The 24,147-nt window shown below is 72.1% G+C and carries 26 protein-coding genes, 1 tRNA gene and 1 pseudogene; 13 read left to right on the top strand and 15 right to left on the bottom strand.

Annotated features, from left to right (window positions below):
- Positions 1-15 precede the first annotated feature (15 nt).
- Both ABZZ74_RS11305 and ABZZ74_RS11300 read left to right on the top strand, forming a co-directional pair.
- Positions 16-2,505 carry a phosphoribosyltransferase gene (locus ABZZ74_RS11305; RefSeq protein WP_356763487.1) on the top strand — a complete coding sequence of 830 codons (2,490 nt, stop codon included), beginning with the start codon at positions 16-18 and terminating at the stop codon, positions 2,503-2,505.
- Complete coding sequence (locus tag ABZZ74_RS11300) at positions 2,505-3,320, top strand: HAD family hydrolase (RefSeq protein WP_356763485.1); 816 nt, start codon at positions 2,505-2,507, stop codon at positions 3,318-3,320. The genes ABZZ74_RS11305 and ABZZ74_RS11300 overlap by 1 nt, the downstream gene beginning before the upstream one ends.
- On the opposite strand, the gene ABZZ74_RS11295 is transcribed toward ABZZ74_RS11300, so the two are convergent.
- Positions 3,317-3,541 (bottom strand): zinc ribbon domain-containing protein, encoded by a 225-nt coding sequence (locus ABZZ74_RS11295; protein WP_133041264.1) that lies wholly within the window; start codon positions 3,539-3,541, stop codon positions 3,317-3,319. The genes ABZZ74_RS11300 and ABZZ74_RS11295 overlap by 4 nt on opposite strands.
- 268 nt (positions 3,542-3,809) lie before the next feature.
- Here ABZZ74_RS11295 and ABZZ74_RS11290 point away from each other — a divergent pair.
- Positions 3,810-3,992: pseudogene (locus ABZZ74_RS11290) on the top strand (amidase domain-containing protein); the annotation flags it as partial.
- 24 nt (positions 3,993-4,016) lie between these two features.
- Here ABZZ74_RS11290 and ABZZ74_RS11285 read toward each other — a convergent pair.
- Together ABZZ74_RS11285 and ABZZ74_RS11280 are read right to left on the bottom strand one after the other, a co-directional pair.
- Positions 4,017-5,390, bottom strand: a complete 1,374-nt coding sequence (locus tag ABZZ74_RS11285) for a hypothetical protein (RefSeq protein WP_356763483.1) — start codon at positions 5,388-5,390, stop codon at positions 4,017-4,019.
- A gap of 81 nt (positions 5,391-5,471) precedes the next feature.
- The gene (locus ABZZ74_RS11280; RefSeq protein ID WP_356763481.1) at positions 5,472-6,242 is read right to left on the bottom strand and encodes a DUF4097 family beta strand repeat-containing protein; all 771 of its coding nucleotides are present in this window, start codon (positions 6,240-6,242) and stop codon (positions 5,472-5,474) included.
- 221 nt (positions 6,243-6,463) lie between these two features.
- On the opposite strand from ABZZ74_RS11280, the gene ABZZ74_RS11275 reads away from it, so the two are divergent.
- Positions 6,464-6,535 (top strand) — tRNA-Val (locus tag ABZZ74_RS11275).
- Between the two features lie 44 nt (positions 6,536-6,579).
- Here ABZZ74_RS11275 and ABZZ74_RS11270 read toward each other — a convergent pair.
- From ABZZ74_RS11270 to ABZZ74_RS11260, 3 genes are all read right to left on the bottom strand, one after another.
- A complete protein-coding gene (locus tag ABZZ74_RS11270; protein ID WP_356763479.1) occupies positions 6,580-6,924 on the bottom strand; it encodes a hypothetical protein in 345 nt (114 codons plus the stop codon).
- A 130-nt stretch (positions 6,925-7,054) separates the two neighbouring features.
- Positions 7,055-7,675 carry a dihydrofolate reductase family protein gene (locus ABZZ74_RS11265; RefSeq protein ID WP_356763477.1) on the bottom strand — a complete coding sequence of 207 codons (621 nt, stop codon included), beginning with the start codon at positions 7,673-7,675 and terminating at the stop codon, positions 7,055-7,057.
- 110 nt (positions 7,676-7,785) lie between these two features.
- A complete protein-coding gene (locus ABZZ74_RS11260) occupies positions 7,786-8,226 on the bottom strand; it encodes a VOC family protein (protein ID WP_356763475.1) in 441 nt (146 codons plus the stop codon).
- Between the two features lie 253 nt (positions 8,227-8,479).
- Here ABZZ74_RS11260 and ABZZ74_RS11255 point away from each other — a divergent pair, with 253 nt between their 5' ends.
- Genes ABZZ74_RS11255 through ABZZ74_RS11245 form a run of 3 tightly spaced genes read left to right on the top strand, consistent with a single transcriptional unit; the run spans position 8,480 to position 10,273 of the window.
- Complete coding sequence (locus ABZZ74_RS11255) at positions 8,480-9,433, top strand: SDR family NAD(P)-dependent oxidoreductase (RefSeq protein ID WP_356763472.1); 954 nt, start codon at positions 8,480-8,482, stop codon at positions 9,431-9,433.
- 39 nt (positions 9,434-9,472) lie between these two features.
- On the top strand, positions 9,473-9,991 hold the full coding sequence (locus ABZZ74_RS11250; RefSeq protein WP_356763470.1) for a GNAT family N-acetyltransferase: 519 nt from the start codon (positions 9,473-9,475) through the stop codon (positions 9,989-9,991).
- 57 nt (positions 9,992-10,048) lie between these two features.
- A complete protein-coding gene (locus ABZZ74_RS11245) occupies positions 10,049-10,273 on the top strand; it encodes a DUF2277 domain-containing protein (RefSeq protein WP_356763468.1) in 225 nt (74 codons plus the stop codon).
- A 61-nt stretch (positions 10,274-10,334) separates the two neighbouring features.
- On the opposite strand, the gene ABZZ74_RS11240 is transcribed toward ABZZ74_RS11245, so the two are convergent.
- The 3 genes from ABZZ74_RS11240 to ABZZ74_RS11230 form a co-directional block, all read right to left on the bottom strand.
- Positions 10,335-10,946, bottom strand: coding sequence for a VTT domain-containing protein (locus tag ABZZ74_RS11240; RefSeq protein ID WP_356763466.1), 612 nt, complete (start codon positions 10,944-10,946; stop codon positions 10,335-10,337).
- Between the two features lie 179 nt (positions 10,947-11,125).
- Positions 11,126-12,754 (bottom strand): alkaline phosphatase D family protein, encoded by a 1,629-nt coding sequence (locus tag ABZZ74_RS11235; protein ID WP_356763464.1) that lies wholly within the window; start codon positions 12,752-12,754, stop codon positions 11,126-11,128.
- A 73-nt stretch (positions 12,755-12,827) separates the two neighbouring features.
- Positions 12,828-13,472 (bottom strand): HNH endonuclease family protein, encoded by a 645-nt coding sequence (locus tag ABZZ74_RS11230; protein WP_356763462.1) that lies wholly within the window; start codon positions 13,470-13,472, stop codon positions 12,828-12,830.
- A gap of 385 nt (positions 13,473-13,857) precedes the next feature.
- On the opposite strand from ABZZ74_RS11230, the gene ABZZ74_RS11225 reads away from it, so the two are divergent.
- Together ABZZ74_RS11225 and ABZZ74_RS11220 are read left to right on the top strand one after the other, a co-directional pair.
- Positions 13,858-14,439, top strand: coding sequence for a TMEM165/GDT1 family protein (locus ABZZ74_RS11225; RefSeq protein WP_356763461.1), 582 nt, complete (start codon positions 13,858-13,860; stop codon positions 14,437-14,439).
- A gap of 193 nt (positions 14,440-14,632) precedes the next feature.
- Positions 14,633-15,301 carry an HAD family hydrolase gene (locus ABZZ74_RS11220; RefSeq protein ID WP_356763460.1) on the top strand — a complete coding sequence of 223 codons (669 nt, stop codon included), beginning with the start codon at positions 14,633-14,635 and terminating at the stop codon, positions 15,299-15,301.
- A gap of 89 nt (positions 15,302-15,390) precedes the next feature.
- Here ABZZ74_RS11220 and ABZZ74_RS11215 read toward each other — a convergent pair whose 3' ends face one another.
- Both ABZZ74_RS11215 and ABZZ74_RS11210 read right to left on the bottom strand, forming a co-directional pair.
- On the bottom strand, positions 15,391-15,984 hold the full coding sequence (locus ABZZ74_RS11215; protein WP_356763458.1) for a GNAT family N-acetyltransferase: 594 nt from the start codon (positions 15,982-15,984) through the stop codon (positions 15,391-15,393).
- Entirely contained in the window at positions 15,981-16,937 is a 957-nt protein-coding gene (locus ABZZ74_RS11210) for a peptidoglycan-binding domain-containing protein (RefSeq protein WP_356763456.1), read from the bottom strand. The genes ABZZ74_RS11215 and ABZZ74_RS11210 overlap by 4 nt, the downstream gene beginning before the upstream one ends.
- A gap of 201 nt (positions 16,938-17,138) precedes the next feature.
- On the opposite strand from ABZZ74_RS11210, the gene ABZZ74_RS11205 reads away from it, so the two are divergent.
- A complete protein-coding gene (locus ABZZ74_RS11205) occupies positions 17,139-19,184 on the top strand; it encodes an MDR family MFS transporter (protein WP_356763454.1) in 2,046 nt (681 codons plus the stop codon).
- On the opposite strand, the gene ABZZ74_RS11200 is transcribed toward ABZZ74_RS11205, so the two are convergent.
- Positions 19,177-19,671 (bottom strand): GNAT family N-acetyltransferase, encoded by a 495-nt coding sequence (locus ABZZ74_RS11200; protein ID WP_356763452.1) that lies wholly within the window; start codon positions 19,669-19,671, stop codon positions 19,177-19,179. The genes ABZZ74_RS11205 and ABZZ74_RS11200 overlap by 8 nt on opposite strands.
- 11 nt (positions 19,672-19,682) lie before the next feature.
- Positions 19,683-20,306, bottom strand: a complete 624-nt coding sequence (locus ABZZ74_RS11195) for a dihydrofolate reductase family protein (RefSeq protein WP_356763450.1) — start codon at positions 20,304-20,306, stop codon at positions 19,683-19,685.
- Between the two features lie 175 nt (positions 20,307-20,481).
- Here ABZZ74_RS11195 and ABZZ74_RS11190 point away from each other — a divergent pair, with 175 nt between their 5' ends.
- Both ABZZ74_RS11190 and ABZZ74_RS11185 read left to right on the top strand, forming a co-directional pair.
- Positions 20,482-21,126: a hypothetical protein gene (locus ABZZ74_RS11190; RefSeq protein WP_356763448.1), complete on the top strand. Its 645-nt coding sequence runs from the start codon at positions 20,482-20,484 to the stop codon at positions 21,124-21,126.
- Between the two features lie 5 nt (positions 21,127-21,131).
- On the top strand, positions 21,132-21,788 hold the full coding sequence (locus ABZZ74_RS11185) for a hypothetical protein (protein ID WP_356763446.1): 657 nt from the start codon (positions 21,132-21,134) through the stop codon (positions 21,786-21,788).
- Here ABZZ74_RS11185 and ABZZ74_RS11180 read toward each other — a convergent pair.
- The gene (locus ABZZ74_RS11180; RefSeq protein WP_133041282.1) at positions 21,777-22,211 is read right to left on the bottom strand and encodes a DUF1992 domain-containing protein; all 435 of its coding nucleotides are present in this window, start codon (positions 22,209-22,211) and stop codon (positions 21,777-21,779) included. The two genes, ABZZ74_RS11185 and ABZZ74_RS11180, sit on opposite strands and share 12 nt — an antisense overlap.
- A gap of 80 nt (positions 22,212-22,291) precedes the next feature.
- Here ABZZ74_RS11180 and ABZZ74_RS11175 point away from each other — a divergent pair, with 80 nt between their 5' ends.
- Positions 22,292-22,681, top strand: coding sequence for an FHA domain-containing protein (locus tag ABZZ74_RS11175; protein ID WP_356763444.1), 390 nt, complete (start codon positions 22,292-22,294; stop codon positions 22,679-22,681).
- A gap of 27 nt (positions 22,682-22,708) precedes the next feature.
- Here the strand turns inward: ABZZ74_RS11175 and ABZZ74_RS11170 are convergent, their stop codons facing one another.
- Positions 22,709-23,377 (bottom strand): O-methyltransferase, encoded by a 669-nt coding sequence (locus ABZZ74_RS11170; protein WP_356763442.1) that lies wholly within the window; start codon positions 23,375-23,377, stop codon positions 22,709-22,711.
- Between the last annotated feature and the right edge of the window lie 770 nt (positions 23,378-24,147).

Raw genomic sequence — 24,147 nt, 5'->3', positions numbered from 1 at the left:
ACCAATCAGGGAATCATGATCAACGCAAGTAACGACGGGGTCTGGTCCGGGACCTGGGTCGCCGAGCGACTCGGGCTCGAACTCGTGGGCGAAGACGAGCTCAAAGACCTCCTGGGCCTGGCCCTGCGCCGCAACCCCAAGCGGGCGCACCTCCTCGTCTCCAACGTCCTGGGCAAACACGTCCCGCAGTCGCCGTCGGTCGTCTACGGCCACGGGTTCGCCCTGGGTCGCCGGGTACGCGCTCTCCTGGGCGCCGAGGAGGCGGCCGAGGCGGTCGTCCTCGGCTACGCGGAAACGGCGACGGGCCTCGGCCACTCCGTCGCGGACGGCATCGGCTCCGCCCCCTACCTCCACTCCACCCGCCGCCCGGTACCGGGGGTGGCACCCGCGGGCGGTTTCGAGGAGTCCCACTCCCACGCCACCTCCCACCTCCTGCTGCCGGAGAACCCCGGCCTGCTCGCGGGAGACGGCCCCCTGGTCCTGGTCGACGACGAGTTCTCGACGGGCAACACGGTCCTCAACACCGTGCGGGACCTTCATGAGCGGTACCCGCGCGGGCGGTACGTGGTGGTGGCCCTGGTCGACATGCGCTCACCCGCTGACGCGGACCGCCTGGAGGACTTCGCGAGGCAGATAGGCGCGAGGGTGGACTTGGTGACGGCCGCTTCCGGCACTGTCAAGCTGCCGGTGGACGTGCTGGCAAAGGGACAGGACCTTGTGGCTCGGTTCGAGGTGACCCACCCAGGGGCGCGGGGCTGTGCTGAATTTGCGGCTACCGCCGCGTGGGCGCGACCAGCCCCCACAAACCCGCACCCGGCAGCCAAGCGAGTAGACCTCCTGTGGCCCCGCAACCTCCCCGACGGCGGCCGTCACGGCTTCACACCAAGCCACCGCACCCGCCTCGAACACGCCCTCCCCGCCATGGCGGCTCGCCTGGCAGAGGCACTCCCCCAGGACGCCCGCCGCGTCCACATCCTCGGCTTCGAGGAACTGATGTACGCCCCCCTCCGCCTCGCCCGCGAACTGGAACAGATCACCGACGCCGAGGTCACCTACTCCACCACCACCCGCTCACCGGTTCTGGCCGTCGACGACCCGGGCTACGCGATACGCAGCCGCCTGGTCTTCCCCGCCCACGACGACCCGGCCGACGGCCCCGGCGACCGCTACGCCTACAACGTCGCCGGCGCCGGTTTCGACGCCGTCGTCGCGGTCGTCGACTCCCGCGCGGACACCCCTCAACTCCACGCCCCCGACGGCCTGTTGGCCCAGCTCGCCGCCCACACCCCGCACGTCCTGCTCGTGGTCGTGCCCTCGTACGTCCCCGACGTCCCCGAAAGGCACGCCATGCTGCCCGAGCCCCTCCGCGGCCCAGCCTTCTCCTCGTACCCGCCCGACGAGGTCGGCTGGCTGCTCCAGGACCTCTCGGACGTGACGCTGGAGGCGCCGACCGAGGAGCGGGAGGAGGCCATCCAGAGTGGCGGCGCGCACTACGCGGAGTCGCTGCCGGTGGAGTACCAGCCCAGCGAGCAGTACCAGGAGCTCTTCCACGTGGCCCTGGAGTCGACCGCGTCCCGTCTCGCGCAGGCGGTCGGCGCCGTCACCGAGCTCGTGCTGGCCGAGCGGTCGCCCCGGCCCGTGCTCGTCTCGCTGGCCCGCGCCGGCACGCCCGTGGGCGTGCTGATGCGCCGCTGGGGCCGGTTCCGGCACGGACTGGACCTGCCGCACTACGCCGTCTCCATCGTGCGCGGACGCGGCATCGACGCCAACGCCCTGCGCTGGCTCGCCGACCGGCACGACCCGCGGGACGTGGTGTTCGTCGACGGCTGGACCGGCAAGGGCGCGATCACCCGCGAACTCGCCGACGCCGTCAAGGAGTTCGAGGCCTCCGACGGGATCACCGGCTTCGACCCGGAGATCGCGGTCCTGGCCGACCCGGGTTCCTGCGTACGGACGTACGGCACCCGGGAGGACTTCCTGATCCCCTCGGCCTGCCTCAACTCGACCGTCTCCGGCCTGATCTCCCGCACGGTCCTGCGCGCGGACCTGGTGGGCCCGCACGACTTCCACGGCGCCAAGTTCTACCGTGAACTGGCGGGCGCGGACGTCTCCTTGGAGTTCGTCGACGCCGTGGCCGCCCGCTTCCCGGAGGTCGTCGACGCGGTGGACGCGCAGGCGAAGGAGCTGCTGTCCGGTGACCGCGAGCCCACCTGGGAGGGCTGGGCGGCCGTCGAGCGGATCAGCGAGGAGTACGGCATCCACGACGTCAACCTCGTCAAGCCGGGCGTCGGCGAGACCACGCGTGTGCTGCTGCGCCGGGTGCCGTGGAAGATCCTGGCGCGGGCCGGAGCGGGCGCCGACCTGGACCATGTACGGCTGCTCGCCGGGCAGCGGGGGGTGCCCGTCGAGGAGGTCGACGAACTGCCGTACACCTGCGTGGGGTTGATCCATCCGAAGTACACGCGCGGTGCGACCGGTGCCGACGGCCTGGCGGTGAACGTCTGATGCCGGTGCTGGTGGCGAGCGACCTGGACCGGACGCTGATCTACTCCCCGGCGGCCCTCGCGCTGACCATGCCGGACGCGCGGGCGCCCCGGCTGCTCTGTGTCGAGGTGCACGAGAGCAGGCCGCTGTCGTTCATGACGGAGACGGCGGCCGCGCTGCTGACCGACCTGGGGGACGCGGCGGTGTTCGTGCCGACGACGACCCGTACCCGCAAGCAGTACCTGCGCATCAACCTGCCGGGCCCCGCCCCGACGTACGCGATCTGCGCGAACGGCGGCCACATGATGGTGGACGGCGTCTCCGACCTGGACTGGCACGCCCGGGTCACGGCCCGGCTGGCGGACGAGTGCGCCCCGCTGGACGAGGTCCGCGAGCATCTGCTGGCCACGGCCGACCCGGCCTGGGTGCGCAAACACCGGGTCGCCGAGGACCTGTTCGCCTATCTGGTCGTCGAGCGGGAGTTGCTGCCGGAGGAGTGGGTGAAGGAGCTCGCGGTCTGGGCGGAGAACCGCGGCTGGACGGTCTCCCTCCAGGGCCGCAAGATCTACGCCGTGCCGAAGCCCCTGACGAAGAGCGCGGCGATGAGGGAGGTCGCCCGCAGGACGGGCGCGGAGCTGACCCTGGCGGCGGGCGACTCCCTGCTGGACGCCGACCTCCTCCTCGCCGCGGACCGGGGCTGGCGCCCGGGCCACGGCGAGTTGGCGGAGGCCGACTGGACGGCCCCCGCGATCACGGCACTGCCGGAGCGGGGCGTCCTGGCGGGGGAGCGCATCCTGCGGGAGTTCCTCAAGGCGACCTCGACGACCGTCGGTTAGCCGCAGCACCCTCCACCGCAACACCCGCCTCCACCCCCGCCGCCGGCCCGCGGTGCCGCCGCGGGGGTGGACGCCGTGCCCCCGACGGCCACCGTCGACAGAAGCTTCACCGTGTCCTCATGTCCGGCGGGGCAGGAGGCGGGGTCGGAGGAGCGGGCCATCGGCCGGCTGACTTCAAAGGTGTCGCCGCAGGTCCGGCAGCGGTATTCGTATCGAGGCATGTGCCCAGGTTAGCGGGGGGATAAAGGCGGAACCCGTGACCCAAGTCACAAGGTTGCCATGTTCCCTCCTGTTCGGTATGCGATCGTTCCTGTCGGATTCGCATGTGGAGAAGCTGCGAAGATCGTTGATATTTTCCGGTCGTGACCGGGAGAGCGCAACGCACGGGCCGACCGGCTGACCACCGCCGCCCGCGCCACCGCCGGGCGGCACCCAAACGGTTCCCCTGGACGGCGTTACGCCGCTTACGCCCCGCCTACCCCCGCCCGAGGGGACGTGCTGCAGATGGACTTCGACAAGGACGGGTCGAAGGACCACGCCATGATGACGACGTACCGCAGCTCCAGTGGCGTGCCGTATCTGACGTACCACGACACGGACACCCACCGGCGGACGCTGTCGAGCCTGACCGCCTCGTACCCGAACTCGGCGTACTACGCCTACCGCAGCTAGTCCGGCTGCCCCGGGGGCGGTCGCTCAGTGGCCGCCCCCACGCTCCTCCCGGATCCGCGCGACCACGTCCGCGACCGTCCGGCGGACCGCCTCCGTCTCGGTGAGGAAGTGCCAGTAGTCGGGGTGGCGGCCCTCCAGGGCGGTGACCGCCCGGCCCAGCCGTGCCACGGAGTCGTCCAGGGGACGCGCGTGGCGCGGATCGGGGGTCGACCGGCCGGTCATCGCCAGGCGTTGGGCGTCCCGGATCGCGAAGCGGGTTCTGTCGATCTCCTGCTGGGGGTCCTTCTGTACGGCGTTCAGCCGCTGGAGGCGGTCCCGGGCCGCCGAGACGGACTCGTCGGTGGTGTTCAGCAGGGCCCGTACCGTCGACAGCAGGGCCGTGGCGTCCGGCCAGCGCTGGGCGTCCCGGGCCGCCTGCGCCTCCTTCAGCTTCAGCTCGGCCTGCCGGACGTTCTCCGCCGCCTGCTCCGGTACGTGCTGCAGGTCCTGCCAGCACGCCGCCGAGAAGCGCCGCCGCAGCTCGCTGAGGACCGGCTCCACCTGGCCGGCCCGGGTGGTGAGCGCCTCGGCGCGGGTGCGCAGGGAGACCAGACGGTGGTCGATCTCGGCCGCCTTCTCGGGCAGGCGTTCGGCCTCCGCCCGGACCGCCCCGGCCTCCCGGGCCACCCGCTCGGCCCGCTCCAGCGTCTGCGGGACGCCGTGCTGTCCGGCGCCCTGGTTGAGCTTGGTCAGCTCGGGGCCGAGCGCGGCGAGACGGGCGGCGAGATCGTCCGCCCTCAGACCCGATCCCCGTACCGCGTCCAGGGCGTTCGAGGCGGCCAGCAGCCCCTGCCGGGCCCGCTCCACCGCCGGTGCCAGCCGGGCCAGTTGGGTCTCCGCCTTGCCGAGGAGCGGGCCGAGGCTGTCGCCGAAACGGTCCAGCTCCCGCTTGACGTTCAGCAGCTCGTCCTTGGCCCGGGTCAGCTCGGTGCGCGCGTGCGCGGCGGCCGAGGCCTCCAGGTCGTCCCGGTCGAGGTCGTGGGCGTCGACGGCGTCGATGTAGCGGTGGCTGACCTCGTCGATGCGCCGTCCCAGCGCCTCGAAGTCGGAGACGACCCGGCGGGCGGCGGGGGAGTCGTCCACGGCCGTGATCGTCTCGATCGAGATCCGCAGGTCCCGCTGGGCGGTGTCCAGCTCGTAGAACGCGGCCGCCGCCGCGTCCTTCGCCGCCTGCGCCTCCGCCCGCTGGCTCTCCGCCCGCCCGCCGAACCAGCGCCGGGTCCCGCCGCCGGCGAACGCGGAGAGCAGCACGGGCGCGGCGACGAGGGGGAGGGCGAGGAGGGTGAGGGTGTCCGTGAGCGCCTTGCGGTGTGCGCGTGGCACCGACGGCGAGTACGGCTCGGAAGGTGTCGCCGTCACATCCCTCTCCCGTGCTGTCATCCGTCCTGGCGGGTACCGGGTTTCATTCTCCCACCCGTGAAGGACGAACACACGGGCCGGTCAGTTCGCGGTCTTCACCGTGACCTTGCCGTCGGAGGTGCGCGCGGAGACGACGTGCGAGCTGGAGTCGTCCCGGGGCACCGACACGTCCACCGAGCCGTCACCGGTCTTCGTGGTCACCCGGTACGTGGCCCGGGGCAGCGCGACGGTGACGGAACCGTCGTGACTGCCGGCGTCGACGAGGTCCGGTACGGCGCCCAGGGTGAGGTGCACCGAGCCGTCGCCGCTCGCGGCCCGGACCTGCCGGGAGGAGACGTCGGCGTGCACGGATCCGTCGGCGGTGCGCAGCGTCAGGGGTCCCGTGGAGTCGCTGACGTGCACGGATCCATCGCTCGTACGAATGCTCAGGGCGTCCTCGAAGCCGCGGGCCCGCACGCTCCCGTCGCCGTCCTCGACCTTCACGGTGACACCGCGCGGGACCTCGATCCGGTGCTTGGCCGAGCAGTCGGCGACGACACCGGAGCACTTCATCCGCAGCGTCAGCCGGTCGTCCTTCATCGACCAGGTCACCTTGGGGCCCTTGCCGATCGCCACGGATCCCTGGAACCACCGTGTCACCTCGACCTGCCCCGCCTTGTTGCCGTCCGCGGCGACGATCTCCAGCGCCGAGTCGTCGGAGTCGACGGTGAGCGTCTTTCCCGCCAGGGCGAACGTCCGGTGGTCCGGCGTCTTGTCGTCCCCGGCGGAGGCTCCGCACGCGGCGGTCCCCCCGATCAACGCGACGGCGACGACACCCAGCGCCCCCCGGGCGACGTTGCTGCGACTGGCCATGACGATCTCCCCCTGAGACGGACTTCCCGCAACGGACTGCTTCCCGAAACGGACTGTTGAGGCTCTACGACCGTACGGAGCGGGGAGCGGGAGGGGGATCCGGGACGCTCCCGGATGCGGGGTGGGGTTATCCCCCCGACCGGGCAGGATGTACCGGGCAGGATGTTCGAAACGGGTTTGCGGGGCACTGCCTCCGGCAAGGTAGGCTGTCGACTCGTCTCGGGTGCGTAGCTCAGGGGTAGAGCGCCTGCCTTACAAGCAGGATGTCGGCGGTTCGAAACCGTCCGCGCCCACCGGATGAGAAGACCCCGGCCGTCTCGGCCGGGGTCTTCCGCGTTCACTCCCGCGCCGTCTCCCTCTCCTCGCGCGCGTGCTTCAGCCTCGTGCGGGCGTCCACCCGGTCGTCGGTCGTGACCTCGGTCCAGAAGCGGTGCGTGGTGACGAACACCGCCAGTTCGTGCTCACGGCGGCGGAGCTTCTCGACCTCGGCCTGTTCGTCGGGCGTCCACCCCGGGGAGGCGGGCCGCTCCACCTTGCGCCAGCCGCCGGTGTCGCTGAAACCGTCCAGGGGCTCGACCGACCAGGGGAGACGCTTGAGCAGGGCCGACAGCTCGGCCCGGACCTGAGGCAGCTCCTCCTGACCGGCGAGGAGGTCACTGGGGAAGTCATAGGTCGTTGCCACGCCACAATGCTACGCCTGTTCGAATTTGGGATGCGAGTTCCTTCGGGTGGTTCACACGAACGAGGGGGGTTCACACGAACGAAGGTGAGAGGAGTTCGGGCAGTGGCGGTTCGGTGCCACCGTCCTCCGTTCAGGACCGCACGCGATAGGTCACGTGGGTGACCGCACTCGCCGCCCGGGACTCCACCTGCTCGAGACGCAGGGCGGGGACGCCGTCGAACAACCGCGTGCCGGCGCCGAGCGTGAACGGCACGATGTGCAGCCGCAGCTCGTCGATCAGGCCCGCGGCGAGGTACTGGTTGACGGTGGTCGCGCCGCCCTGGACGGACACGTCGCCGCCCTCGGCCGCCTCACGCGCGCGTGCCAGCGCGGATTCGATTCCGTCGGTCACGAAGTGGAACGTGGTGCCGCCCTTCATCGGCTGCGGGCCGCGCGGGTGGTGGGTGAGCACGAAGACCGGGGCGTGGAACGGCGGATCCTCGCCCCACCAGCCGTTCCACTCCCGGTCCCACGCGCCCCGCACCGGGCCGAACATGTTGCGGCCCAGGACGTACGCCTTGGCGGCCGTCATCCGCCCCAACTCGGTCCGGTTCTCCTCGGGGGTTTCGAACATCCAGGCGTGCAGCCTGCCGCCCCACCCGTCACCGCCGTCGTCACCGAACGGCCGCTCCTCGCTCTGGTTGAGCCCCGCCGCATACCCGTCGACCGAGATCGAGAGATCGCAGGTCACCCTGCCCCTACGTCCGCTCATCGCGCTGCCCTCCTGATCGGTGGCGACCTGCCGCCGCCCTCGCGACGAGCCTCCTGACCCGCCCACGACCGGTAGACCGTCCCGGGCCCCCGAACTCATCGCCCCGCCGTTCAGCCGATTTCCTCGGCGAGTCCGACGACGATGCCCTCGGGGCCGCGGACGTAGCAGAGGCGGTAGACGTTCTCGTACCGGACCACTTCGCCGACGAGTTCGGCGCCGTGGGTGCGCAGGCGGGTGAGGGTGTCGTCGAGGTCGTCGACGGCGAACATGACGCGACGGATGCCCAGCGTGTTCGCCGGCGCGTCCTTCGGCTCGGCGGTGACCGCCCTCGGCGTGTGGAACCTCGCCAGTTCGATGCGGCCGTGTCCACCCGGGACGCGCAGCATCGCGACGTCCTGCCGGACGCCGTCCAGCGCGATGACCTGTTCGACCCACGGTCCCTCGACGGGCCCCTTGCCCTCCAGTTCCATGCCGAGTTCGACGAAGAAGGCGATGGCGGCGTCGAGGTCGTCGACCACGATGAGGACGTTGTCCATCCGCTGGATCGTCATGCTGGGCTCCTTGAGTGCGGGGTGCGGGGTGCGGGGTCCGGGGTGTGGCCTGGGTGGTTCGGCCGTCTCCGGGACGGAGGTGGTGGGCCGTTCTCGACATCCTCCGTCGAACCGGGTGGCACGGCTGAGTGGTTTGTCGGGGGGATGTCGGTCGTGGGGTGCGGCTGTCGGGGATCGGTGGGCGATGTGTCGGTGGGGGCCGGAAGCGTGGGTGGCACACGTTCGCAGCATCCGTGGCAAGGGAGTCCGCCTCATGTCGTTCACGTCCTCCAGTCCGTCCGCCTGGGACGTCCACCGGCCACCGCGTGCCGAGGGCAGGGTGTTCCTGGTCACCGGCGGCAACGCGGGGATCGGTTACTTCACCGCCGAGCAGCTGTCCGCCACCGGGGCCACCGTCGTGCTGGGCAGCAGGGACCCGGCGAAGGCCGAGACCGCCCTGGAGTCGATCAGGTCCCGGGTGCCCGGCGCGCGGGTGCGTGCCCTGCGGCTGGACCTCGCCGACCAGGCGTCGCTGCGTACGGCGGCGGGGGCGCTGGAGGTGGAACGGCTCGACGCGGTCGTCCTCAACGCCGGGGTCGCGCTCGACGACCCCCCGCGCCGTGAGACGGGGGACGGCCATGAGCTGATGTTCGGCACCAACCACCTCGGCCACTTCGCACTCACCGCCCACCTGATGCCGCTGCTGGCGGCCGCGCCGGCGGCCCGTGTCGTCACCGTGGGCAGCTTCGCCGCGAAGTCGGAACGGCTGGACCTCACCGACCTGCAGTCCCACCGGGACTACCGGCCCAAGCGCACCTACGGACGCTCCAAACTGGCGCAGATGTACTTCGGCCTGGAACTCGACCGCCGCCTGCGCGCCCACGGCAGCACGGTGACCAGCGTGGTGGTCCACCCCGGCGGTGCCCTGGGCGCCCTCACCCCCGCCCGCCCGCCGCTGCCCGCGGTGACCGCCGCCGCTCGTCTGCGCGCGGCCCCCGCCGCCCTCCTCGTCCAGGGCAAGGACGCCGGTGCCTGGCCGGCCGTCCGGGCGGTCCTCGACCCCACCGTGCGCGGAGGACAGCTGTGGGGCCCCCGCCACTTCGGCCTGCGCGGCACGCCCCGCGAGGAACCGCTCTGGACCCACCTCACGGATCCGACGGTCGCGGCCCGTCTGTGGGACGCCGGCCGCACCCTCACCGGCGCCGAACCGGACAGGCCGCGCGGCTAGACACGGGGGACTGTCAGACCCGGGTCCTATGGTGGCGGCATGGAGATCACGGGTGGGGAGCAGCAGGTGCGGCTCGAGCCTTGGGGTGAAGGAGACCTGTGGTTGTTGCGCAGGCTCAACAGCCCTGAGATGACCGAGCACTTGGGCGGGCCGGAGAGCGAGGAGAAGGTCGCCGCGCGCCACCGCCGCTACCTCGCGTTGGGGGACGGGCAGATGTACCGGGTCGTGTCGACGGAGGGCGGGGAGACGGTCGGGTCCGTCGGGTTCTGGGAGCGGGAGTGGCGGGAAGGCGTGGTGTGGGAGACGGGGTGGGGCGTACTGCCCGAGTTCCAGGGACGCGGGCTGGCCGTCGCGGCGGCCCGGGCCGTCATCGTCGCCGCCCGGGAGGCTGGTGAGCACCGCTTTCTGCATGCCTTCCCGAAGGTGGAGAACGCACCGTCGAACTCCGTGTGCAGGCGAGCCGGGTTCACCCTGCTCGGGCCGGTCGACCTGGAGTACCCGAAGGGCCACCCGATCAAGTCCAACGACTGGCGAGCGGACCTGCACGAGTCTCCCTGACCGCCCGGGCCGCCGAAGAGCCTGGCAGGGCCGTGCCCCATGCGTGAGACTGGTCGCATGTGCCGGAGCATCAAGACACTTCGTCCGCCCGTGTTGCCCGAGGAGGCGACCGAGGAGGAGATCAGGGCCGCGGCCCTGCAGTTCGTGCGGAAGGTGTCCGGGTTCCGGGCGCCCGCCGCGCACAACCGGGAGGTGTTCGACCACGCCGTCGAGGTGATCGCGCAGGCCACGGCGGAACTGCTGGACGGCCTCGAGGTGCGGGGACAGAAAGCGTCGGCCTGAGAGGCTGAGCGGCCGAGGGGCCGAGAGGCCGAGCGGCCGAGAAGCTGTCGGCCCGCCGTCGCTAGGACGCCTTCGCCGGCCGGCGCACCACGTACGCCGCCCCGGCCCCCGCCCCGAACAGCGCCAGCACCGACACCCCGGTCGCCAGCCATGTCGTACCCAGCCACTGGCCGCCGTAGTACCCCAGTGCCACGCTGTAGACCGCCCAGGCCAGGCCCGCCAGCGCCGACCAGGGCAGGAAGTCGCGGGCCCGGCGGTGGGCGGCGCCGGCGCCGAGGGAGACGACCGAGCGGCCGGCCGGGGCGAAGCGGGCGAGGATGACCAGGGCGCCGCCGCCCCGGGCCAGGGCCGCGCCGAGACGTTCCTGCGCGCCGGAGAGCCGGCGGGAGCGGGCGATGGCGCGGTCGAGGCGTTCGCCGCCGCGCCAGGCGAGGCGGTAGGCGACCAGGTCGCCGAGGACGGACGCGCAGGCCGCGCACAGGGTGAGGGCGATGATGTCCGGGACCCGGTGCGGCACCGTGCCGGTGGCCGAGCCCGCGGCCGCCGCCGTCGCGGCCGTGATCACCAGCACACCGCTGGGCAGGACGGGCAGGAACACGTCGAGCAGCACCGACAGCGCCACCATGACGTAGATCCAAGGGCTGCCGGTCAGCGAGCCCAAACTCTCCAGCACCACGACTCCCCGTGAACTCCCCCGGTGGCCCGTACCGAGCCGCAGCGTCGCGGGGGAGCGGCAGGGGCGGCCATCAACAGCCATACAGCGTACGCCCGTGGTGTGACAGGAGTTCCTCGGGGGGCACATGTGATCGGCACAGGACGTTCACCTGCGGTCCCGCCGGATCAGGCGGCCGGTCACTTGCTGAGGACGGACTCCTCCACCAGCGTGAGCTCGCCGTCCGTCCGTGCCTGCTCCAGCCGCAGCCGCGCCGAACGGCCGTGCAGCGCGAGGGACATGAGCTGGTTGCCGAACCAGGGCCCGCCCTTCTTGCGCCACTTGACCGGCGTCGGCGCGCACCTGCCGTGCCGGGCGAACCGCCGTCCCAGTGCGCGGGCCACCGCGCTCCACCCGAAGCGGAAGCCGAACCGCATCGCCCGCGGAATGGCGTTGTGCACCGGTGAGCAGGTCAGCTGCAGCACCCGCGCGTCCGGCCCGGCGCCGGTGACCCACGTCGGCTCGGCCACGTACGCGTGATGGACGTCGCCGGACAGCACCAGCACCGTCGCCGGTGCCCGGGCCCCCGAGCCGACCTCGGCGATCAGCTCCGCCAGCGCGGCGAACGAGGCCGGGAAGGCGGCCCAGTGCTCCAGATCCGCCTTCCGCCGCAGATCCTCCCCGAACCGAGCCCAGCGAGCCCCGCGGTCGCCCCGGCACAGGGCCGCGTTCCAGGCCTCGACGTCGTGCACCAGGTGCGGCAGCAGCCAGGGCAGCGAGGTGCCGATGAGGAGGTGGTCGTACGCGTCCCGCGCGTCCAGCACCTGCTCGCGCAGCCACTTGGCCTCGCCCGGGTCGAGCATGGCCCGGTTCTCCTCCTCCAGGACGCGGGCCGCCCGCGCGTCGACCATCAGCAGCCGCACCCGGCCGAAGTCACGCCGGTAACTCCAGCGCACCGCGGCCGCATCGGCGTCGGCCCGGCAGGCGTGCGCGCGCAACTCGTCGGTTCCGTCGGGCAGTTCGCGTACGGCCGCGTAGACCGGGTCGGCCGCCAGCTCGTCCGGGGACACGTTGCCCAGGTGCTGGTGCACCCAGTACGACATCAGTCCGCTCAGCAGCCGTTCCCGCCACCACGGGGTCGCGCGCATGTCGTCGAGCCAGGCGGCGGAGGTGTTCCAGTCGTCGATGACGTCGTGGTCGTCGAAGATCATGCAGGTCGGCACGGTGGACAGCAGCCAGCGCACCTCGGGGTCGAGCCAGGACTCGTAGTAGAGGCGGGTGTACTCCTCGTAGTCCGCGACCTCGCCGCCGGGCGGCTCGCTCAGGTCGCGGCGGGCGGCGAGCCAGCGGTGGGTGGCGTCGGAGACCTCGTCGGCGTACACCTGGTCGCCCAACAGCAGCAGCACGTCGGGGCGTTCGCCGTCCGGGTCGGCCGCGATGCGCTGGGCGAGCGCGTCCAGGGCGTCCGGGCCGACGGGGTCGTTCCCGTCGGCGGCCGGGGCGGCCCAGCGGCAGGAGCCGAAGGAGACGCGGACGCCCTCGTCGTCGGCGGGGACGCGGATGACGGAGGGCGGGAAAGGGGAGTCGGGCGCCGGCCACACACGCGTGCCGTCCAGGAAGACCTCGTACGCCGTCGCGGCCCCCGGGGTGAGTCCGGTGACCGGGACGAGGGCGTAGTGGTGTCCGCAGATCTGGAAGGTGCGGGCCGTCCCGGAGGCGCCGTCCGCACACCGCACCTCGGCGGTGCCCGGCCGGCCGGCCTCGACCCACACGGTCGCACTCGAGCCGCCGATGTACCTCAGCAACGGCCCCAGACGCAGCTCAGCCACCAGATCACGCTCCTCCGTCGCACCGTACGGTACGGAACGACGGAGGTGCAGGGGGAGGCTCCGTGCGTAACGATCAGCAACCGGCGAGGTAGCTCTGCAGGGCGGACTTCTCGGTCGAGTCGACGGAGAGGTCGTAGTAGTACTTCACCTGGACCCAGGCGCGGACGTAGGTGCAGACGTACGCGGAACGGGTGGGCACCCACTCGGCCGGGTCGTCGTCGCCCTTGGAGCGGTTGGAGCTGGCTGAGACAGCGATGAGCTGCGGGCGGGTGACGTCGTTGGCGAAGGCCTGGCGCTGGGCGGTGGTCCACGCCGAGGCGCCGGAGTCCCAGGCCTCGGCGAGCGGCACGACATGGTCGATGTCGAAGGTGCTCGGGTCGGTGGTGGTGACCCCGTCGTACTGCGAGTACCAGGAGCCGCTGGTCGCGGTGCAGGCGGAGTTGGTGACGACGCTGCTGCCGTCCCGCTTGATGACGTACTCACGGGTGTTGCACGTGCCGGAGATGGTGATCCAGGTCGGGAACAGGTCGCGGCTGTAGCCGGTGCGGTTCTCGGTGGCCACGGTGAGCGAGGCGAGGTAGCTGCGGGCGGTGGCGGCGCTGACCGGGGTGGGCAGGGCGGCGGAGGCGGCCGGGCCGTTGAAGAGGGCCGCGGAGGCTATGAGACCGGTAAGAGCCGCGAGTATGCTGAGCCGTCGACGCGCGTAGAACTTCGGCATGCGAACTCCCTTGTCGGGCTGGGGCGTTGAAGGGCGAGCGGGGGAATGCTCGTCGCGCCGTGTTGCGGACGGGTGAGCGTTCGGTAAGAAGTTAGTGACGCGTACATGACACGACAAGGTTCACGGTCGAACTTTCTCCCGCTCGGGCGTCGCGTACCATGGACGGCGCAGAAGGGGAGTAGCTCTTCGCCGGACCGTCGACATACTGCTCAGCTCGTCTGAGCCGGCGCCCGGAGGCGGGTCCCAGGGACCTCGCCAGCGAGACCTTCGGCAAGCAGTGCATGCCCGTGCCCATGGCGCGGGTGACCAGTGCGCTGCCCTGCCGAGGTGTCTTCCCGAAGACGTGATCACTCTCGGTGGGGCGGCCCGACCGATTGAGGACCTCTTGATCAGCATCACCGTCACGGCGCTCGTCTTCGGCGTCGTCTTCCTCGCCGAGCTGCCGGACAAGACAGCGCTGGCCGGGCTCGTGCTCGGCACGCGCTATCGCGCCTCGTACGTCTTCGCGGGCGTCGCCGCCGCCTTCGCGCTGCACGTCGTGCTCGCCGTGGCCGCCGGCAGTGTCCTGACCCTGCTGCCGCAAGGGCTGGTGCACGCGCTGACGGGGGTGCTGTTCCTGGCCGGCGCCGCGATGCTGCTGTTGCAGAAGGGCGAGGACGAGGAGGAGATCCGCCGGCCCGAGGACCAGTCCTTCTGGAAGGTCGCCGGCGCCGGCTTCATGCTCATCCTCGTCGCCGAGTTCGGTGATCTGACGCAGATCATGACGGCGAACCTCGCGGCCCGCTACGACGACCCGCTGTCGGTCGGCCTGGGCGCGGTACTGGCCCTTTGGGCGGTGGCCGGGCTCGGCATCGTCGGCGGAAAGGCGCTGATGAAGCGGGTGCCGCTGGCGCTCATCACCAAGATCGCGGCGCTGCTGATGCTGGGGCTCGGGGTGTGGGGGCTGTGGGAGGCGATCGCGGGCTGAGCGGCGCGCGCCCGCCGTGGCCCGAGCTGAACGGCCGGTGAACTCTCCGCCCGGTGGTGGCGGATGTCGGCCCGGTTTTGTACCGTGGAGAAACAAAGTGGTCCCCGCCCGTTTTCCCTGACCGGCGGGCGGGGCGCTTTGTCCCTTCCGGGGTCTGCTCGACGCGCCCTTCCGCCACGTCTTGGAGCTGCCGATGACGGTCACCACCGTGCCCACCGTCCTGACCGCCCGCGCCCTCCTGCTGGACATGGACGGCACCCTCGTGAACTCCGACGCCGTCGTCGAGCGCATCTGGCGGCGCTGGGCCGAGCGGCACGGGCTGGACGGCGACGAGGTGATGAAGGTGGCGCACGGACGTCAGGGACACGCGACCATGGCGCTGCTGCTCCCCGACCGCCCGATGGAGCAGAACCTTGCCGACAACGCCCGCATGCTCGCGGAGGAGACCGCGGACGTCGACGGGGTCGTGCCGATCGCCGGAGCGGGCCCGTTCCTGGCGTCGCTGCGGGGCCTGCCCCACGCGCTGGTGACATCGGCGGACGTGGCCCTGTCCACGGCCCGGATGGCCGCGGCCGGCCTGGAGCTGCCCGAGATCCGCATCACGGCGGAGTGCGTGGGCGCCAGCAAGCCCGACCCCGAGGGCTTCCTGAAGGGCGCCGCCGAACTGGGAGTGGACCCCGCGCAGTGCGTGGTGTTCGAGGACTCCGCCGCGGGCATCGCGGCCGGCCGCTCCGCCGGGATGCGCGTGGTGGGCGTCGGCGCCCGCGCCGACTTCCACGACCCGGACGTCGTGGTGCGGGACCTCACCCAGGTACGGGTGGAGGCGACCGCGGACGGAGGAATCCGCCTGTACGTCGGCTAAGCGCTCCGCTGGAAGTGCCGGATGCGTCGTCGGTCGTCCGCGGCGCCATCGTGGCCGGTCGCGCAGTTCCCCGCGCCCCTTCGGGGGCGCTACCGAACCGCAGCGGACTTCACCAGGTCCGTTTGGTCCGGCGACCGCTGCCGGAGCGGCCCCCCGCGCCACACGCCGAACCACTGCTCGGCGCCGTACTCCTCGAACCGCTCCACCTGGGCGAACCCCAGTCGCGTCGCCAGGCGCGTCGAGCGGACGTTGGCGGTCTGGGCGCACAGCACCACCGGCTCACGGGGAGACACGTCACTGAACCAGCCGAGCGCCGCCGCACAAGCCTCGGCGGCGTAACCATGGCCCCAGGCGTGCGGCAGGAACATGTAGCCGAGCTCCGTCTCGCCCGCTTCCGGGCGGACGTGACCCGGGCGTTCCTTGTCGCGCCGGTCCACCGTGATCATGCCGATCATCGCTCCGTCGAGTTCGACCACGAACAGACCGGGCCGTCGTCCGGGAACTTCCGGCGTCTTCTGTTCGAGCTCGGCGCGCGGTCGGGGGCCGCCGACGTAGGTGCCCACCTCCGGCGACGAGAACAGCTTCACGAAGGCCGCGCGGTCCCTGGGCTCGGACGCGCGGAGCACGAGACGGGCCGTCCTGATCGGGATGGGCGGCCAGTTGGCCGGTACCGGAGTCGTCACGGCTCCGTCGTCTCCGACTCCAGGTGTGACCGGGTCACGAGGTCGTAGACCCCGTACTCCGGGACGCTGAGGCCTCGGGCCTGTTGGTATCTCGTCACCGCGTCCTGTACGCCCTCGTTGTAGTGGCCCGAAGGCTTGCGGGTGTAGAGGCCCAGCTGGGTGAGGCGCAGTTCGAGTTCGGTGACCTCGGGGCCCTCGGAGCCGGGGCGGAGGACCGGGGGCTGGGTGTTGGGCTGGGCGTTCGGCGCGCCGACGGTGCCGGTGGCCGTGACCGTGGGCGGAGTCGTCGCCGGCTTCGGCGAGCGGGACGGAGTCGGCGAGGAACTCGGTGTCGTGGACGGGGTCGGTGAGGCGGACGCCGAGGAGCTGACGGACGGTGTCGGCGCGGCGGACGGCCGCACCGGGACCGCCAGGCCCGACGGCGTCACCGACGCCGTGCTCGGCGACGTGTCCGGCACGCTCGCGCGGACGTCGTGCGGCAGTGCGTCGTCCCGGGAGGGCGGCTCGTAGGAGAACAGCCCGCTCGCCAGCCCCGCCGCGGCCACCACGGCGACGACCGCCCCGGCCGCGCCCAGCAGCACGGTACGGCGACGGCCGCGCGGCCGTCCGGTGTCGTCCCCCGGTTCGTGTTCCGTGGGCCCCGCCTCGAACAGCCGCAGGTCCTGGGTGCTGGGCCCGGCCTCGGGGGGAGTCTGCGGCACGGGCGTCGCGGCCGGGCCCGGTCCCTCGGGGCGGACCGTCCGTAACGGCATCGTCGTACCCGCGTCGGCGCCCTCCAGCTCCACGTACGGCCGAATGCGCAGCGGGTCGAAGTCCTCCGCCGCTGCCGCCTCCGCCGTACGGGTCTCACGCAGGGCCTCGGACGCGCGCCGGGTGCAGGCGCAGGACGGCGTGTTGTCGGCGTCTCTCGGTGCTCCGCACTCCGGGCACCGCCGACCCTCCGGGTCTGTCACGCGTTCGTCCCTCCCTCCACATGGACACGCGCTCGCCTCGCGAGCTCCAAGGATTATGCAGATCTTCTCCATCCCATCTCCCACAAGCCCCCGGAATCCCTCCTTCCGCAGGACTCGACAAGCCATATCCGGTCACTCCCACCACGATGGGAAATCACGGCGGAACACGCCGCGGAACGACTTGAAACCAGGGAGGCCTTCATGGCAGGGGATGCGCCCGCTGTGGCCGGGCACGTACGGCAGGCGCGGGACCCGCACGTGCCCGGGAACGTCCTCGTCTCGATCGGCGCACTACTGCTCGGCATGCTGCTCGCCGCGCTCGACCAGACCATCGTGTCCACTGCGCTGCCGACGATCGTCAGCGACCTCGGCGGGCTCGAGCACCTGTCCTGGGTCGTCACCGCCTACCTGCTGGCCTCCACCGCCGCGACCCCGCTGTGGGGCAAGCTCGGCGACCAGTACGGGCGCAAACGGCTGTTCCAGACCGCGATCGTGATCTTCCTGGTGGGCTCCGCGCTGTGCGGCATGGCGCAGAACATGCCCCAGCTGATCGCCTTCCGGGCCGTCCAGGGGCTCGGCGGCGGCGGGTTGATGGTGCTGTCGATGGCGATCGTCGGGGACGTCGTACCGCCGCGGGAACGCGGACGCTACCAAGGGTTGTTCGGGGCCGTGTTCGGGGCGACCAGTGTGCTCGGGCCGCTGCTGGGAGGACTGTTCACCGAGCATCTGAGCTGGCGCTGGGTGTTCTACGTCAACCTCCCCGTCGGCGTCGTCGCGCTCACCGTGATCGCGGCCGTGCTGCGCATCCCGCGCAAGGACACCCGGCACGTCATCGACTACCTCGGCACCGTCCTCATCGCCTCCGTCGCCACCTGTCTGGTGCTGGTGGCCTCGCTCGGCGGCACCACCTGGGACTGGGGCTCGCCGCAGATCGTCGGACTCGCGGTGCTGGGCGTCCTCCTCGCCGTCGTGTTCGTGCAGGTCGAGCGGGCCGCCGCCGAACCCGTCCTGCCGCTGAAGCTGTTCCGCGTCCGCACCTTCACGCTCTCCGCCGTCATCAGCTTCATCGTCGGCTTCGCCATGTTCGGCGCGATGACCTATCTGCCGACCTTCCTGCAGGTCGTGCAGGGCGTCACGCCCACCCTCTCCGGTGTGCACATGCTGCCGATGGTGTTCGGCCTGCTGCTGTCGTCCACCGTCTCCGGACAGATCGTCAGCCGTACGGGCCGCTGGAAGGTCTTCCCGATCGCCGGTACCGCCGTCACCACGATCGGCCTGCTCCTGCTCCACCGGCTCGACGAGAACAGCTCCACCGCCGTGATGAGCACGTACTTCTTCGTCTTCGGTCTCGGACTCGGCCTGGTCATGCAGGTCCTGGTGCTCATCGTGCAGAACGCGGTCTCCTACGAGGACCTCGGCGTCGCCACCTCCGGCGCGACCTTCTTCCGCTCGATCGGCGCGTCCTTCGGCGTGGCGATCTTCGGTACGGTCTTCGCCGGCCGTCTCTCCGACAAGCTCGCGGACGCCTTCCGGGGCGCCCGGCTGCCGGGCGGGGTCTCGGCGGACGCGCTCAAGTCCGACCCGCGCGGCATCGGTTCGCTCCCGCCCGCCCTGCGCGCCCCCGCCGTGCACGCGTACGCCTCCTCCATCACCGACGTCTTCCTCTACGCGGCCCCCGTCGCGCTGCTCGGCTTCGTGCTCGCCTGGTTCCTCAAGGAGGACAAGCTGCGCGGCTCGGTCACCGCGCCCGACGTCACGGAGACCCTGGCCAGCAACCCGGTCGAACGCTCCTCGTACGACGAGGTGTGCCGCGCGCTGTCCGTGCTCGGCACCCGGGAGGGCCGGCGCGAGATCTACCGCACCATCACCGAGCGGGCGGGCTACGACCTGCTGCCGGGCGCGAGCTGGCTGCTGCTGCGGATCAAGCGCTACGGCTGGGTCGAGCCGGGTGTCCTCGCCGAGCGCGGTCCTGTGCCGCTGGAGGTCATCCTCGACGCCTCCCGCCAGGTCGAGGAACGGCGCCTGGCCGTCCGCGAGGGCCTCGACCTCGTCCTCAGCGACACCGGCCGCGAGGTCGCCGAGCGGCTCTCCCGGGCCCGTGAGGACTCCCTCGCCGGACTCCTGGGCGACTGGTGGGGCCCGGACCGCCCGACCGACCTCGTCCAACTGGTGAAGGAGTTGAACGACGAGCTGTGCGGCTCGGAACGCGAACAGCCGCAGAAGGGCCGGACGACCGAGCTCAGTTGACCAGCTCCTTGCGGAACCAGTGCTCGGCGTACGGGTCGTCGTTGTGCGCCTCGGTCTCGCGGTACCCGAGCCGCGCGTACAGGGCACGCGCCTCCACGAGGTCGCCGCGGGTGTCGAGGACCAACCGCCGGGCGCCGAGGGCGCGGGCGGCCTCCTCGGCGGCGCTCACCAGGAGCGGGGCGCCGCCCCTGCCGCGCATCCCCTCGGCCACGAACACCCGGGTCAGCTCGGCGGTCGCCGCGTCCAGCAGCCGTACGCCCGCCGAGCCGGCCGGCACGCCGTCGTACCGCGCGACGAGCAACCGCCCGGTGGGCGGGGCGAGTTCGGAGCCGGGGTTGGCGGCGATCTCCCGCTCCAGTTCCGCGGGGTCCGTCCGGTGCCCTTCGTGCAGGAGGTACCAGCGGTCGCTGACCTCCGTGTAGTACGCCCGCCACAGGGCGGCGGCCACGGCCGAGTCGACGGGCTCCGGGGCTACGGTCCAGGTCATGGACGGCATTCTCAGCCGGACGCGGGCACCTTGCGCAACCGGATATGCGTGACCTCGGGGGAGTCCAGGACCTGGGTCTTGCGCCACTCGATGTGCTGGTCGCCGAGGTTGTCGAACAGCCGGCGACCGCCACAGGCGAGCACCGGCACGACGTGCAGCAGCAGCTCGTCCAGCCACCCCGCGCGGATGAACTGCTGGACCAGGTCGGCGCCGCCCGCCAGGGAGACGTCCTTGTCGCCGGCCGCCGCGCGGGCCAGCTCCAGCGCGCGCCCGGGCCCCTCGGTGACGAAGTGGAAGGTCGTGCCCTTGCGGACGAGGGGCTCGCGGGGGTGGTGGGTGACGACGTACACCGGCGCATGGAAGGGCGGCTCCTCGCCCCACGGGATCTCGCCCGTGATGAACATGCCGTGCCCCATCACGACCGCGCCGGGCCGCTCGATGTGCTCGGCGATCAGGTCGTCGTCCGGGCCCGTCGCCCCGCCCTCCACACCCTGCATCCGGCGGAAGCTGCGCAGCCCGAACACCCACGAGTGCATTCGCTCCCCGCCGATCCCCAGGGGGTGCTCCCGCCCCGACTCGGGGCCCGCGATGTACCCGTCCAGCGACATGGCCAGCCGTGCGATGACCTCACCCATGATCATGACCTCCTCGGAATCCGGCGCCCTGGGTGGCGCCCTCACCCTGCCGTCGATCGGGCCGCGGCTCATTCGACACGCCGGTCCCATGGATTTCCGGCGCAGTTTGAGCGGGGGTTCGCGGGCAACCCGGTCAAAGAACCGGCCCGAGGGGCCGACACACTGGAAGGCACCCATGTCCACAGGCTTGATCATTGCTCTGATTGTGATCGTGGCGGCCGTGGTCGTTGTCGCGGCCGTCCTGACCTCGCGCGCCCGGGGCCCGCACGGCGGCCGGAACCTGAAGCGGCGCTTCGGGCCCGAGTACGACCGGACGCTGGCCCGGCACAACGGGGACACCCAGGCCGCCGAGCGCGAGCTCACCGAGCGCGTGGAGCGGCACGGTTCGCTGCGCGAGCGGGCGCTGGAGCCGGCTCAGCGCGAGCAGTTCGAGGCTCGCTGGGCGGCCGCGCAGGAGCGGTTCGTCGACTCGCCGCGGGAGGCGGTGGCCGAGGCCGACCGGCTGCTGTCGGAGCTGGCCGCCGTGCGCGGCTTCCCGGACGGCAAGTACGAGGAGCAGCTCGAGGCGATCTCCGTGCACCACGGTCACCACGTCCACGGCTACCGGCGCGTCCACGGCGTCGTCGGAGCGAGCGGCCGGGACGGCGAGCGGGCGGACACGGAGGAGCTGCGGGAGGCCATGGTCGAGGCCCGCGCGCTCTTCGAGGACCTCACCTCGCCGATCCACCACGCCGACGAGAAGTCCCAGGCCCCGGCGGCCACCCGAACGAACGGCCACCTGCCGTTCGCTCTCAACCGACGTCATGTGAAGGGCAGTTGAGCGACATGACCGACGCAACGACCGGCCCGGGTACGGGCGCGAGGAAGAGCGCCGACGCCGACGGGACCACGCGGCGGACGGCGGCACCGACGCCGAACGAGGCCGAGCGCGAGACCACGGACCGGAACCGGGAGGACGTGGCGGGCGGCGACAGCGGCCACGGCCGGACGGTCCCCCCGTTCCCGACCCCGGACGAGGCCCGCTCCGAGGACACCGGTGCCTCCGGAGCCTCTGCCTCCGGCACCACGGGTGTCACGGACACCAGCGACCTCACCGAACCCGGCACGGCCACCTCCGGTCCCGGCACCGCGACCTCCGGCACGGGTTCCAGCACCTCCGGCACCAGTTCCCGCACCTCCGGCACCGGCTCCACCGCCCGTCTGCTCCCTCACGAGGAGTGCGACAAGCTGGAGCTGCGGCTGCGGCAGGCGGTCTCCGGGTTCGTCGACGAGCCGCGGAACGCCGTGCGGGAGGCCGACCAGGTGGTCGAGGAGATCGCCGGCCGGTTCGCGGAGGCCGTGACCCGGCGGCGGCGCACCCTGCGGTCGTCCTGGCAGGACGGTGACGAGGCCGAGGGCAAGGGCACGCACCCCGACACCGAACAGCTCCGGCTCGCCCTGCGCGACTACCGCGAGCTCGCCGAGCGCCTGCTACACGGCTGACTCTCCCGCCGACTCTTCCGCCGCCGTCCGGCGCCTGTGCCACTCGCGTACGACCTCTTCGACGTCGTACGGCTTCATCCCGAGTGGAGGCCCGGGCGGCGGCTTGAACATCATGTCCCGGATCTTGACGTTGACGTCCGTGACGATCTTGCGGGCGATGCGTTCCGAGGGCGCCGCGTACGCCGCGGCGAGGGCGTCCTCGGCCTCCTTGCGCAGGGCGAGGGTCGGTGGCAGGACCGAGAGGCCCTCACGGGCCATCTTCTGCTTGATCCACCACAGTTCGTCGTACGTGGTGTCGGTTCCGGCGGGCAACGGCTTGCCCGCTCCGGCCAGTTGGGCGAACTCTCCGCGTCTCTCCGCGTCGCGGATCTGTTTGTCGACCCAGGACTCGAACGGGACGCCCGGTGGCTTTCGCTCGGTCATGACTCCATTGTGCCGGACGCGACCTGGCCGGGCGATTTATCATGCGCCCGCTGTGTAAGGACACTTCACGAGGAGCGCACGTGCTCGAACTGACCATGGCCACCGTCTCCGGGGAAGAGGGGGCCACGGCGGGCATGCTGATGGCCGACGCGCCGAGCGAGCCCGGTGCCGTGCTGCGGGTGGGCCGGGACAAGTCCGCGTGCCGACTGGTGACGCCGGACGACTGGCTGTTCGTCTCCCGGGTCCATCTGGAGTTCGTGTGCGGGCCGGAGGGCACCTGGCAGGTGACCTGGCTGCGCGGTTCGCAGCCCGACCCGTCCTCGGAGGTCCGGCTGGTGGTCGGGGAGTACGCGCAGCCGCTCGCCTACGGCGGGACGGTGGCGTTGCCCCGGGGCGGCAACGGCGAGATCGTCATCCGCGACCGCACCGCCCCGCGCAGCGTCAACGTGGGGTTCTTCCACGAGTTCTAGCCGGGGCCCGTGGGGCGGCTCCGCCGCCTACAGCACCCGCGCCAGCGCGAACCCGTCGTACCCCTTGCCGCCGACCGTCTGGACGGCCGTACCCGTCAACCTGGGGTGTTCGGCGATGAGTTCGATGGCGGCGCGGGTGCCCACGACGTCCGGGGAGGTGCTGTCCGCGTCGGCGACCCGGCCCTGCCGTACGACGTTGTCCACGATGATCAGGCTGCCGGCGCGGGTGAGCTTCAGCGCCCATTCCACGTAGTGCGGGTTGTTGGCCTTGTCCGCGTCGATGAAGACCAGGTCGAAGGGGGCCGGGTTCTCGTCGGCGAGCTTGGGCAGCGACTCCAGGGCGGGGCCGACGCGCACGTCGACGAGCCGGTCGAGGCCGGCGCGCGCGATGTTGCGGACGGCGACCTCGGCGTGCTTGGCGCTGTACTCCAGGGAGACCAGCCGGCCGTCCTCGGGCAGGGCGCGGGCCAGCCAGATGGTGCTGTAGCCGCCGAGGGTGCCGATCTCCAGGATGGTGCGGGCGCCCTGGATCTCGGCGAGGAGTTGCAGCAGCTTGCCCTGGGGCGCGGTGACGGCGATCGCCGGCAGCCCGGCCGCCTCACTGTCCCGCAGGGCCGCCTCCAGCACCTCGTCGTCGGGCGAGAGCCGGCTGGTGAAGTAGTCGTCAACGGCGCCCCAGAGCTGCGACTCGCTCATTCCCCTGTGCCTTTCGATGGCCTGGTCCATGCGGTCGGTTAAGAATTCTAACTAGGCTCCCTAACGAGCGGACGGATCACGGGTTCCGCAGACGGAAGCGCGCTACGGCACTCAGGCCCGCGGCCGCTACGGCCTGGGCGGGTGCCGGCGATGGTCTACAGGCGACGGGATGTCGGCGGTGCGCCGGGCTGGTGGGCCCGCGGGGCGGGACTCCTCGGACCCGACGCCGGGACCCCGGGCACTGGTGGGCGGATGGTGCGGGGATTGTCGGCGGGGGTTGCGCGGGGCCTTCGCGGCGGGGTCGCGGGCGCAGCGGGGCCCGCTCCGGGGGTGTTCTGGTCGCGGGAGCGCTGTACGGCGCTCAGGCCTGCGGCTGCTGCGGCCAGGGCGGGTGCCGTGAGGGTCTACAGGCGGCGGGATGTCGGTGGGGCGGCGGGCTGCCAGGCCCGCGGGGCGGGGCTCCTAGGCCCTGGTGCCGCGATTCCGGGGACTGATGGGCGGGTGTTGCAGGGGCTTCTTGGCAGGGGTTGCGCGGGGGAGGGCGCAGCGGGGCCCGCTCCGGGGGCGTTCTGGTCGCGGGAGCGCGGTACGGCGCTCAGGCCTGCGGCTGCTGCGGCCTGGGCGGGGGCCGGCCAGGTCAACAGGCGAAGGGAGGTCGGCGGGGTGCCAGGCTGGTGGGCCCGCGGGGCGGTGCTCCTCGGACCCGACGCCGGGATTCCCGGCATTGGCGGGCCGGTGTTGCGGGGGCTTGTTGGCAGGGGTGGCGCGGC

It is taken from the genome of Streptomyces sp. NPDC006476, assembly GCF_040612015.1.
Taxonomy (GTDB): domain Bacteria; phylum Actinomycetota; class Actinomycetes; order Streptomycetales; family Streptomycetaceae; genus Streptomyces; species Streptomyces griseorubiginosus_B.
This window is presented reverse-complemented; position numbering and strand designations above follow the sequence as displayed.